Here is an 11,576-nt window from a genome sequence, read left to right on the forward strand (position 1 = left end):
ACCACAATTTTTTAGAGCTTGAGTAGGGGAGGCGTGCATTTTTTCACTGGGAGAGAGGAGAAATTCGGATAGAGACTTCCAGCAAGCTGTCAACGGCTCCACCTCCCATGTAAGCAGGTTGAAACCTCCAGCCTTGAATTAGCTCATTGACAAACTGCGAATCGTTTAAATTTCCGCTTCCTTGCAGCACTCGCTGAACTGACGGTTTACCCGTGTTATCAATCAACAATAAAACTTCCAAGACGATAGGCTCGTCGGGAGCTTGCCCAGTTAGCAGCGGATAATCAAGGTCGGGAATTTGTTTCTGCTGTTGCTGCGGTACGGCTAATTGGTTCGGCTCATCAGCACCAGCGTTACCAGAGCGGACATTGAATAAAGTTGCCACAACGCCTCTACCTTGGGCTGCGGGCGCTGTGGGTGCGGGTGGCGGTGCGCTTTGTGGCTCTCCAGCAGGCGGTGCGGGTGGAATGGGAGCTGGGGCTGGTGGAACTGGGCTTGCCTGTACGGGAGGAGCGGGCGGAGGGGTGACAGGTGCTGGTGATGGTTCGACGGGTTGGGACGATGATGGCTGCGGTTGAGATGGCGGTGCAGGTGCGGGGGTTCCTGCATCTTGGGAGGATGACCCCAAGGGACGGCCCGTTTCAGGGGGTTGCTGCGGCACCAATGGCGGGCGCGTAGCAGGTGTAGGAATGATCGGTCTGGTCGCAACCACATCAGAGTTCGGCTGCTGTCTTTGCGGGGTAGAAGGCGAGTTAGCCGAAGGGTTTTGAGCTTGAGGGAAAGGATTTAGACGGATTCTGAAAGAGCGTTGAATCCTCGGTTGAGAATTTACCGGAGGATTTTCTTGAGGCTGCGCGGGTATCGGCTGCTGTACAGGGCTTCTACCTGGAACGTTAAAATTGCGATCGCTCTCTTGTCTTTGTTGGGGAGTTGCCGCTTGTGGCTCTAACCTCTCTTCGGAATAGGGAACGGAGGTAATTAGCTCAACAGGAATGGGTTCCGTAGCCACATCGACGCTGGCAGATCCCATGATTACCCGCTGCAACATCCACATCCCCAATACATGGACAATTACAGAAATTAGAGTGTAAATACTCCACAGCGTGGATGATGTAGACCGATTCCGGGCATCGACTCGCTGCTGGGAGGCGATCGCATCTGGCTTCTCTAAGGGGGGTGGAGCCGATGCGCTAACGAGATGTAAGTGCCGAGTCGGAGGACTCTGAGCCGGATCGTTGGGGCGCTGGTTTGGTAGTGCCATTCTCAAAACTTGAAGGACTCTTATTGTTAGAAACAGTAGACGTTCACCTGAATCCGCTACGTTCCAGAAAATTTGTCAGAAAAAGAATGAACAGAGACAGCGAACTGAGAATAACCACCAAAATCAAGGCGATGTTGTCGCGTCCCGACTGAACGGCTTCGTAGATTGCCATTGGCATCGTTTGCGTGACACCGGGAATATTCCCCGCAATCATTAAAGTTGCGCCAAATTCCCCTAAAGCGCGGGCAAAACTGAGGACAATTCCCGCGAGAATGCCTTTCCAGGCTAAAGGCAACCAAACGCGCCAGAGGGTTTGCAGATTCGATTGACCCAATGTCGCAGCGGCTTGTAAGTAAACAGGGTCAACACTTTCTAAAGCTGCCTTTGTCGTTTTTACCATCAGCGGTAACGCCATAATGCTTGCCGCTAAGACTGCGCCTTGCCAAGTAAAAATGAGCGTCCAACCAGTCGCTTCGTAGAGAGGGCGTCCGATTAACCCCTGGCGTCCAAAGAGAATCAGCAGATAAAATCCCACCACCGTCGGCGGCAAAATTAGGGGCAGCGTGACAATAGCATCCACCCAGTTTCGACCGGGAAAGCGGTAACGTGCTAACAGGTAGCCCAGCAGTCCCCCTGCGATCGCGACGAAGACGGTGGAAATCAGCGCCACCCACAACGACAAGCGCAAAGCGGAGAACAGTGCTGAGGACTGAGGACTCAGCACTTTATTCAGTCCCCAGCACTTTCTTTAAGTTCAACCGCAAAGGTGAGAACAGTTTCATCGATGCCTTTGAGCTTGAGTGGGCTGCACTTGGTCATTTCCTGCTCGTCCAGGTAATCGGCAACGGCAGCAGAAACCAGGATGCAATTCGGCTCCGCTGCTTCTTGAAGGCGAGAGGCAATATTCACGCTAGGGCCGATAGCCGTGTAATCCGACCGTTGATTGCCTCCGAACATTCCCACCACGGCGGTTCCTTGGTGAATGCCGCAGCGAAACTGGACGGGTGCGCGATCGCTCGTGCCGACAATGCCTGCTTCCAACCATTTCTGATTGAGTTGCTCCAAAGAAGCGTGCATTTGCCGCGCCGCACCGATCGCCCGTCGTACCTGCTCGTTGGGTGTCAGTTCCTCTGGGGCACCAAACAACGCTAAAATTGCATCCCCCATAAACTTATCTACCGTACCACCGTTATCAAACACGGCTTTGGTCATTGCTTCCAGATATTCATTCAGCAACTCAGCCACTCGTCGCGCTCGCAAGGTATTTGCCAAACTGGTAAAACCCACGATGTCGCTAAATAAAACCGTAACCAACCTAGGTTCTGGACTCAAATCCAGCTTCAGTTCGCCTTTTGCCGCCTTCTGCACCATCGTTGGAGGTAAAAAGCGCTTCAGCACCGACTCAGTCAGGTAAGAATTCAGCTCCACCACCCGGCGCTCATTTTCCTTGAGCGCTAGCAAATTGTGGACTAACGCTAACAATTCCCGGTCGTTAAATGGCTTAGCCAGATAAGCATCGGCTCCCCTCTCGGTGCCTTCAATGCGAGTATCTTCGTCTACTTTGGCAGTGAGCAAAATAATCGGCGTTCCCTTGAGTTCTGGGTTTTCTCGGAGCATCCGAATCATATCCAAACCGGACACAAAGGGCATCATCAAATCCGTCACGATTAGATCGGGTCGCCTTTCCTTAGCGACGGCGAATCCTTCGTTGCCGTTGCGAGCCATGCAAACTTGATAGCCATCATTTAGCAAAATCCGAGACACATAAGCTCGTAAATCTGGATTGTCGTCCACCACTAAAACGGTGTGAATGACGGAGGAATTGACGCTGGAGGCGGATACTGGTTGCGACTCCGTTGGTAGTGAATTCAGAGAAGATGCTGCTTCATCCTGTCTCAAAAGTTCCCAGTCTCCAGTTTCTTCTTCCACCTCCAAATCTGCCAATTCCACAGCAGCGCGATTGGATTGGACTTCAGTTGGCACTTCCAACACCTGATCCAGCGGTAGGTGCGCGGTTCCAGTTTGCAGCCAAACGGTAAAGGTGCTGCCTTCTCGGTAAACCGACTCGACAGAAATTTGACCGCCGTGGAGTTCCACCAATTCTTTCACCAGCGCTAAACCCAAGCCACTGCCTTCATAGGAGCGGTTGACTGACCCTTCCGCTTGACGGAAGCGCTCGAACAGATGGGGGATTTGTTCCGGGCGAATGCCAATGCCAGTGTCTGAAACCTGGATTCGGACGTGATCTCCAGCGGGTTGCACTAGCACGGCTATCGTACCTCCCGCTTCGGTAAATTTCATAGCATTGGAGAGAAGGTTGTAGAGTACCTTGTCAAATCTTTCTAAATCTAAATAAACTGGCTGACAGGGTTTCATTTCGAGTGTCAGCTGCAAGCCTTTTTTCTCGCAGTAGGGGCGAAAAGCTTCGACAATGGTTTCGATAAATTCTACTAAGTTACAAGGACGGAAACTGGCTTGCATTCGACCGGCGTCGAGTCGTTGGATATCCAGCAGTTGATTGACCAGCCGCAGTAAGCGCCGGGAGTTGCGTAGGGCGATCGCAGCTTGGTCGTAGGGCATATCCTGATGCTGATTGACCGCTGACTCTAGCGGCCCTAGCATCAGAGTCAGCGGCGTGCGAAATTCGTGAGAAACGTTCTGGAAAAACTCGGTTTTCTGCCGGTCTAATTCCAGTAACCGCTCCGCCTGCTGCCGAGTTTTTTGATACAGTCGGGACTGCGTGACTGCGATCGCTGCCTGTGCTGCCACCGCCTGAGCTAATTCAACCTCTGAAGCGTGCCAGCGGCGAGGTCGGTTCGTTTGGCGCAAGGTAATGCTACCAATAATCTGACCATCGGAGAGTAACGGTACCACCAACAGCGCCCGCGCCGGACTCCGCAGAGGGAGATCGAACCCGTTCATTTCGGGGTTCCGATCCAGATCGTGGACTGCCACGGGGTTTTGTGTATTTAGCAGCTGTTGCAACACCGGATTTCCGGCAATTGGGACAACCGAGTGGGGTAATTGGGGATTCTTCGCTTGCAGCGAAGTATGATTGCCGAGATGCGGAGCTAATTGCATTTTGGTGACAAATGCTTCGCTCGTACTGGAGAAAATCGGGTCCTCGCTCACCGATGTATCCAGCACCAGGCTTTCTGCCCCGTCATACAAGCCCACGCACTGAACAAACTCATCCTCTCTCCGCCACAGCGACAGGGCACAGCCATCCACTTGCAAGGCTTGTCCCAACTGTTGCGTAATTGCTGCAAAGATGTCCTGCGGGTCAAGGCTAGAGCGGATTGCCGTTGTAATCGTATTGACAAGTGCCTCTCTTTGTGCTAGTCGAGAAACCTGTTCGTAAGCCCGCGCCTGGGAAAGAGCCAGAGCCGCTTGATCCGCCACCATCACCACCAACTGAATCTCATCATCCTGCCAGACGCGCGGCTGTCCGCACTGGTGCAGCGCCAGAACTGCCATCAATTCCAGTTGGCAATACAGCGGCACCACCAAGCTAGAGTGGATATCCGCCTGTCGCATTGCCTCTAGGCGTTGCCTAATTACAGGGGTATCGCCTGGAAGTCGCTCATCCGTTTCGACATCATTAATGACTTCTACATCGTGCGTTTCCCACACCAACTGGCTGAGAACTGAGGACTGAAGACTCAAGACTGAGTGGGGGTCTTCATTGTGCTGCCCAGTCTCGCTCTCTCCCAAAGAAGACTCAGGGAGCAAAACTGAAGACGGAGCCGTATATTCTAGTGACTCCTGACTCCCGCCTTCTTCCTCCGTCCTCTGTCCTGCCGTTCTCTGTCCTGACGATGGACTCAGTTCGGAAATGATGAGTCCTGAGGATTGCCGCTTGCCTTTTGCCTCTTGTCGCTGATAAATGAATCCTTCATCTGCCATCCCGTCTTCCTGGAAGGGACGCAAAATGCACACGCTGACCTCCAGCATATGACCCACGGTTTCCACAATCGTCTGGAGGACTTGCTGAAGGGGCGAACCGCCCCGCCGGTACTGGGCGTTGCGAATGGTATTCGTGACTGTATTGAGCAGCGATTCGCGGCGCAGCGTCCGGCATAGTTCCTCAGTCCGAACCTTCAAAACGTTGTGGGTATCCATTGCCTGCTGCACCAGCGCTTTTAGCTCAGCTGCATCCCAGGGTTTGGTGACGTACTTGAAGACCTTTCCGGCGTTGATAGCTTCCACCAAATCTTCCACATCGGTGTAACCCGTCAAAATAATCCGGATAATATCTGGGTACTGGGTGGCGGTGAGGCTGAGAAATTCTGTGCCGCTCATCAGGGGCATCCGCTGATCCGAGATGATCACGGCAACATCCCCCTCATGCGCCAGAATCTCCAGCGCCGCAGGGCCGTTATCTGCCCTGAGTACCTTATATTCTCGATGAAAAGTGCGATAGAGCAGGTCGAGGTTATCGGGTTCGTCATCGACGACCAGAATTTTGGGCTTTTTACTGGCTTGGGATTTCATGCCCCGCTCTCCTGCTGTAGTATGGTGCAGCTCATGCCTACGCCCATGCAAATGCAAAACAGTCTCCATTTCATGCACAGATTATTCCAGCGATTGAGATGGAAAAGCAGATGGGAGATAAAGATAGATGCTCCCTATCCAAGCTACTATCCGCATCCCACTGTTTCCGAATCCGGAAGCTGTGGAAATTGCCTGGTTGCACCCTAATTAATCTTAATTTTTCAGTTTCAGTACTGCTGTACCTTCTGGTGTCAATTTTCGAGAAACACCCCGGTTCTGGCTCATGCTCCCCGCTCCCCTTGCGGGGAAGCCTTGGTCCTACCCAACAGCGGTTCCTGAGAAATAGGGGTAGGGTGTAGGCAATGCTTATGGTCGTCAGACGACTGACAACGAACCTACCCAGTTCAATAACTTTTTGGGGAGAAAATGCACTTGTCACTTACTTTTTATTTAAAATACCCGCTCTTCATTTCTGACTTTAACGTTTGGGCGTGGATCTCAGTTATAACTACTGCGATCGCGCTTCCATATCCCCTGCTCCGAAATTGATCGATAACAGGCTGTTAGAGAAATACCTGGACGAGCGCTGCTGCTCCGGACAGGATAGCGATGCTGGCTCTACCGTCCGATGCCAATTTTCCCTAGGCCGATGCACTCCTTGTACAATAGTATCCTTGCTGGAACAAAAGAAGCTTTGCCTAAGGTAGGCATTCTTCCAGGCTAGGGCAACCTAGAAACTCTCCAGCCTAGCAACTTGTCAATCTTCCCAGTTAATTCATTTTGCTCCAGTACCCCGATCTTAAACCTGCAAAAATCACTGCAAAATGATCTAGGATGAAACCTGCTAGATACCCAATTTACGCTCGGCTGTGAATCCCTGCTTTCCACTCTTGCACCGCCAACCTGAAAGAGCCGCACAACCGAATGGTGCCTCTCACTTTATCGTCCGGGCAGCCCACCAAAATGATGTGACCAGCCTCACCGAGATCCTGGCAGATAGCTTTCACCCTCGGTCAGGAATTTGGGCTTTGGCCTATCCGTTATTTCGACTGGGAATTTACGAAGATTTACGCAATCGACTGCGCTTGATTCCTCCGAATTACATCTGTTTAGCCGCTGTCGCTTCGGGTAGTACCAATCAGGGGAGAGGAGAGGATTCATCCCCGTCCCCAAAAGCACAAGAACGCCAAGGAACAAATGCTGATTCCGTGGTAGGGACGGTTGAAATGGGGCTTCGTCCCTGTTCCTGGCAACCCTGGAGTTCTCAATATCCTTACATCTCGAATTTGGCTGTCCACCGCTCGTGTCGGCGACGGGGAGTCGCGCAGCAGTTACTGCTGCGCTGCGAACGAACTGCTTTGGAATGGGGATTCTGCGACCTCTACCTGCACGTGTTAGAAAATAATCATCAGGCACGGCAGCTTTATCTGAAGGCGGGATATCACCTGCACCATGGCGATCCCAGCTGGAGTGACTGGCTGCTGGGGCGTCCTCGACGGCTGTTCTTGCACAAACACTTGCCTTCTGGAAGCTAAAATAACCCTCCCCTCGCCTCCCTGAGATTCTCTAGATTTGAGGATGATTGGGTTGAAAATTGCTAGCTAGAAAAGACGTTTAATCAATTCAATCAGTCTTTAAATCAGTCAGTGACTCTTGCTTGTCGCAACTTCACATTAACTTTAAACAATTGTCACTTTTGGGGGTAGATTATTGAAGAATACCCAATACAGTGAGGTTGTGGGCGACTACTGGCTGTTGTATTTTCTACGCTCGGACAAGATGCCATAAAATAAAATTAAGAATTACCGCTTGGTGACTTATACTAATGTCAAATGTTTTGATAATGTAATTATTGTTTACATACATAATAGATGGCAAACTGAATCTCAAGCTTGCAATCCATCCAGAACTAACAGACTTGGGTTTGCCTCTGTACTTCCGGTTCGGGTGCATGCCCAAAGAAAAAATATAGCAGTAAGAGTTGACATGGATAGCGACAACCAACAGCGCTACCAGACTGTCCTATACAAAGCGGATGCCAATCAAAGCCCTACCTGTGTCGCCCGCTCTCAAGGCTCTAATGGCATGAATAATGAAAGCCCGAACCCTGACGAGGAATCGTCTGATATCCTTAATCAGCTGCATGATAAACATCTGTTGATCGTGAATAGTCGCCGTCGGAATGGCTTGATCCTCTACAAACACTACCATGCAGAGTTTGCTGGGCCAGGAGCGGCTGTGGGCGGATTGTTTGATGTGGATGCGAAATGGGTGTTGCCAGTGGGCAATTTGTCATTGGTAACTCCTGAATCCGCTCAGGAACGGCAGAATGCTTATTTGATTCGGAGACAGTGGATTCGACTCACGAAACAAATTACGGATAACCCCGTGCCGCTGCAACGAGCACAGAAGATCCTCGAACAGTTTAAGCAGTTCTTTGGCACGGAGACGCTGACGCAAGTACCTGACGATGCCTTTGCGCTGTTGGTGGGGGTGTTGCCAGATACTATCCGCAGGGCACGGGATTTGGAGGATTAATTAAAAATTAAAAACTAGGAAGTTTTTAATTTTTAATTAATCCTGCTTAGTTGATTGCTTTTAAGGCTGCCAGGAGATGCTGGCGCGATCGCTCATTTTCTTCTTCACCGCCTACCGTCAGACGAATGCCGCCGCCGGTGTGACGAACTAAGGTTCCTAACTCTTTGAGTTGCTGCGCCAATCGAGTCAGGGCTTCCTCTGTCGGGAGACGCAGGTAGATGAAGTTTGAGGCACTGGGCCAAACTTGTAAATCCTGTTGCTCTTTGAGAAAATCGAGTAACTTTTCTCGTTCGCTAAGAATTTGGGGAATGCAGCTAAGTAGCAGTTGCCGCTGGGAAAGGGCAAGTAAAGCGGCAGCTTGGGTGAAGCTGGGGAGATTGTAGGGGAGACGGACTTTTTCGAGGGCGACGATGAGTTCTGGGTGAGCGATCGCATATCCTAGTCGCAGTGCTGCCAGCCGAAACGCCTTGGAAAATGTTCTGAGTACCACCCAGTTTGGATGCTGCGACAATTCACCCACCACGGTTGTCTGGCTAAATTCAAAATAAGCTTCGTCAATGACCACCAAAATATGCTCTGGCAAACTCCGCAGCCATTCCAATTCAGCGGTAGTTAAGGCGTTGGCGGTGGGGGAGTTGGGATGAACGACAAATACCACCCGGATTGGCGGATTCTGGGTTTCCTTAATGGCTTTTTGGGCAGCGGCAAGATCCATTTCAAAATTCGCTGCCTTACGCCCGACATTCACCACAGGAATGCCTAGGGTATGAGCCAGAATCGCGTACATGGAGAAGGTGGGATCGGCGACCAAGATCGAGCCTTCGTTGCCGAGACAGGTGGCAATCAGGAGGGAACGAATGAGTTCATCGGAACCATTACCTACAGAGATATTGGCTGGGGTAATGGGGGCGTCTAAGGATTCGTTCGCGTATTGGGCGATCGCTTCTTTGAGTTGGGCATGACTGCCATCAGGATAGCGATTCGTCTCAATTAGCTGCTGATAAGTCCATGCCAATTTTTCTTTTAATTCTTTTGGTAAATCAAAAGGACATTCATTGGTATCCAGCCGATCGATTGGAATTGAACCCGTGACTGGACTTCCTGATGCGCCGCCTGGGTGGGGCATATAGGCGCGTAACTGAGATAAATCTGACCGGATGAACGAGAACATAAATTCCTGATCTAACAACTAAAAACTATTTTTGATCCACCAGCGCGATCGCCGTGACTTCTGGCGGACAAAATAGGCGTCCGGGCCAATAGGTTCCCAGCCCCCGATTCACATATAACTGGTTTTTTCCCACCTGATGCCACCCCTGCGCCCATTCCCAACGCTCTACCACTGTATTGCATTCCTTCATAAAAGGCACCCAACGCTGCATCGGTTTGGGAATGAGGTGACGGAAGTTTTGCAGCAGTTGCGGCGCTGGACCATATCCAGGAATTACTACTTGACCGCCATGAGTATGACCCGACAGTTGCAAATCCACCCGCCATTGTTGCAAAATCTCGGCAGTATCTGGGTTGTGAGATAAGACGATTCGGGGTGTGTCCCGATCGAGTTGATTCATCACTGGCGCTGGATTAAAGTCCCGCGACCAAAAATCAGCAAGTCCGACTAAGGGTAATTCTTTTCCCAATGGATAAGCAATTTCATTGCAGAGGACATGAATCCCAATGCTAGCCAGGGCGTCTTGCACCTCTTTTTTTGAATGGCGATAATAATTATCGTGGTTGCCGAGTACGGCATAGACACCAGCGCGACCTTGCAAGTGTTTTAGCCGTTGCACTAGGGCGTGAATGGGAGATGGGTCATCAGTTACGAAGTCGCCAGTCAATAAAACCAGGTCGGGTTCGAGTTGATTGCTGACTTCAATTGCCTCTGCGAGTAGTGTTTCGGATAATCGCTTGCCATCGTAGTGCAAATCAGACAGTTGCACTAGCTTTGTGCCTTGCAAAGATGCCGGTAAACCCGCGATCGCTACTGTTAAATTTTCTACGCTTAAAGATTCGGTTAATATCCAGTGCATTTTGTCAACTTTTGCTATCTGGCGATTCCAGGATAGCTCAGAGATGCTATTTGTTGCCTTGCCACCTGATTAAGGAGCGAAAGCAAAAGAATGGATTAAATCTTTTCAAGATTGCTTGACTAGGCTGGGTTATGGGCTTCTCGATTCGCTAGCGTCCTTGCAATAAATACAAAAGCGATCGCTAAATGGTTCTTTTTACAATAGTTCAGAACAAGGTCAGAACATTTATCTGTGAATTTACTGACTTTTTCGTAAAAAACGGACAAATAGTCAATGTAAATACGGTTTTATAATTAGTAAATCCATCCTATGTTTATTAGGAATAAATTTAAGTTTAGCCTATATTTAGGCACAAACGATAAATTGTATTATTTTGGTAATTTGTATAAATTTATCTAGCAAAGCTCAAAATATTTTTTCTATTAAAAGTTAATAAATGGTCAGTTATTGATATTTGGAAGAGTCCGATTTTTATGATTAAAAAGACGGAGTTTATCGAATTTCCACAATCCTACTCCAGAAAAGCCGGTATTATTGTCACCCTAATTGGATGTGTTGTTTTACTGGGCTGGATATTAGATATTACAGCCCTTAAAAGCATTTTGCCAGGGCTGGTGAGCATGAAAGCCAACACAAGCATAGCCTTTATTCTGAGTGGATTGTCTTTGTGTTTGTGGCACGACGCGGAACACAGAAGACAAAAGGCAAAAGATAACCGGAGAAAGTCTTCGTTTGACCTTTCTCAAGTGTTGGCGATCATCGTCATTTTAATCGGTTTATTGACACTAATTGAGTATGGGTTTGGATGGAATCTAGGAATTGACGAACTGCTGTTTAAAGACCCAGCAGGCACTGTTGGCACCTCTGCACCAGGGCGAATGTCTCCCAATAGTGCCCTGAGCTTTTTCATGCTTGGCTCTGCCCTTCTGCTGTTATCTAAAAGAGCGTACCGTCCGGCTCAATGCTTTAGCTTAGGCGGGTTTTTGATTGGTTTTCTGGGTCTTTTGGGCTATATCTACGGCATCACCTCGTTGTACGGCAAGAGTTATAGCAACCGCCAAGATAGTTAGGACGTAGAGTAGAGATCACCTGTTGTCCTGAAGTTATTCAAGCTGCTCATGGCAAACCCCTATAGTTATGACCTGCGTCAGAAGGTGATCCAAGCGATCGAGTTAGACGGCATGAAGAAAAGTGAAGCCGCACAGGTGTTCCAAATTAGTCGCAATACGATTGACCTATGGCTGAAGCGGCGA

The 11,576-nt window shown here is 49.8% G+C and carries 9 protein-coding genes; 4 read left to right on the plus strand and 5 right to left on the minus strand.

Translation table 11 applies throughout. The features are described 5' to 3' along the window. Positions 1-43: 43 nt before the first annotated feature. The 3 genes from NDI34_RS22100 to NDI34_RS22110 are packed head-to-tail and all read right to left on the minus strand — an operon-like array spanning position 44 to position 5,755. Positions 44-1,261 (minus strand): hypothetical protein, encoded by a 1,218-nt coding sequence (locus tag NDI34_RS22100; RefSeq protein ID WP_348233841.1) that lies wholly within the window; start codon positions 1,259-1,261, stop codon positions 44-46. A 43-nt stretch (positions 1,262-1,304) separates the two neighbouring features. Then, positions 1,305-1,985 (minus strand): molybdate ABC transporter permease subunit, encoded by a 681-nt coding sequence (gene modB / locus NDI34_RS22105; RefSeq protein WP_348233842.1) that lies wholly within the window; start codon positions 1,983-1,985, stop codon positions 1,305-1,307. 5 nt (positions 1,986-1,990) lie between these two features. Further along, entirely contained in the window at positions 1,991-5,755 is a 3,765-nt protein-coding gene (locus NDI34_RS22110; RefSeq protein WP_348233843.1) for a response regulator, read from the minus strand. An 890-nt stretch (positions 5,756-6,645) separates the two neighbouring features. On the opposite strand from NDI34_RS22110, the gene NDI34_RS22115 reads away from it, so the two are divergent. Together NDI34_RS22115 and NDI34_RS22120 are read left to right on the plus strand one after the other, a co-directional pair. After that, positions 6,646-7,290 (plus strand): GNAT family N-acetyltransferase, encoded by a 645-nt coding sequence (locus NDI34_RS22115; RefSeq protein ID WP_348233844.1) that lies wholly within the window; start codon positions 6,646-6,648, stop codon positions 7,288-7,290. A gap of 451 nt (positions 7,291-7,741) precedes the next feature. Then, on the plus strand, positions 7,742-8,293 hold the full coding sequence (locus NDI34_RS22120) for a hypothetical protein (RefSeq protein ID WP_190414951.1): 552 nt from the start codon (positions 7,742-7,744) through the stop codon (positions 8,291-8,293). A gap of 46 nt (positions 8,294-8,339) precedes the next feature. Here the strand turns inward: NDI34_RS22120 and NDI34_RS22125 are convergent, their stop codons facing one another. Then, positions 8,340-9,464: a histidinol-phosphate transaminase gene (locus NDI34_RS22125; protein WP_348233845.1), complete on the minus strand. Its 1,125-nt coding sequence runs from the start codon at positions 9,462-9,464 to the stop codon at positions 8,340-8,342. Positions 9,465-9,489: 25 nt separating this feature from the next. Further along, positions 9,490-10,323 carry a metallophosphoesterase gene (locus tag NDI34_RS22130; protein ID WP_348233846.1) on the minus strand — a complete coding sequence of 278 codons (834 nt, stop codon included), beginning with the start codon at positions 10,321-10,323 and terminating at the stop codon, positions 9,490-9,492. A gap of 473 nt (positions 10,324-10,796) precedes the next feature. Between NDI34_RS22130 and NDI34_RS22135 the strand changes: the two genes are divergently transcribed. Continuing rightward, complete coding sequence (locus tag NDI34_RS22135; RefSeq protein ID WP_348233847.1) at positions 10,797-11,393, plus strand: DUF5671 domain-containing protein; 597 nt, start codon at positions 10,797-10,799, stop codon at positions 11,391-11,393. 48 nt (positions 11,394-11,441) lie between these two features. Continuing rightward, positions 11,442-11,576: IS630 transposase-related protein (locus NDI34_RS22140; protein ID WP_348232470.1), on the plus strand; the 135-nt coding region annotated here is incomplete at its 3' end.

This window comes from Trichocoleus sp. DQ-U1 (assembly GCF_039961925.1).
Lineage (GTDB): Bacteria > Cyanobacteriota > Cyanobacteriia > Cyanobacteriales > FACHB-T130 > FACHB-T130.

Bases quoted from the DNA above. Each gene is read 5' to 3' on its own strand.
- NDI34_RS22100 (WP_348233841.1), bottom strand. From the start codon at position 1,261: ATGGCACTACCAAACCAGCGCCCCAACGATCCGGCTCAGAGTCCTCCG.
- NDI34_RS22110 (WP_348233843.1), bottom strand. From the start codon at position 5,755: ATGAAATCCCAAGCCAGTAAAAAGCCCAAAATTCTGGTCGTCGATGAC.
- NDI34_RS22120 (WP_190414951.1), top strand. From the start codon at position 7,742: ATGGATAGCGACAACCAACAGCGCTACCAGACTGTCCTATACAAAGCG.
- NDI34_RS22125 (WP_348233845.1), bottom strand. From the start codon at position 9,464: ATGTTCTCGTTCATCCGGTCAGATTTATCTCAGTTACGCGCCTATATG.
- NDI34_RS22130 (WP_348233846.1), bottom strand. From the start codon at position 10,323: ATGCACTGGATATTAACCGAATCTTTAAGCGTAGAAAATTTAACAGTA.
- NDI34_RS22135 (WP_348233847.1), top strand. From the start codon at position 10,797: ATGATTAAAAAGACGGAGTTTATCGAATTTCCACAATCCTACTCCAGA.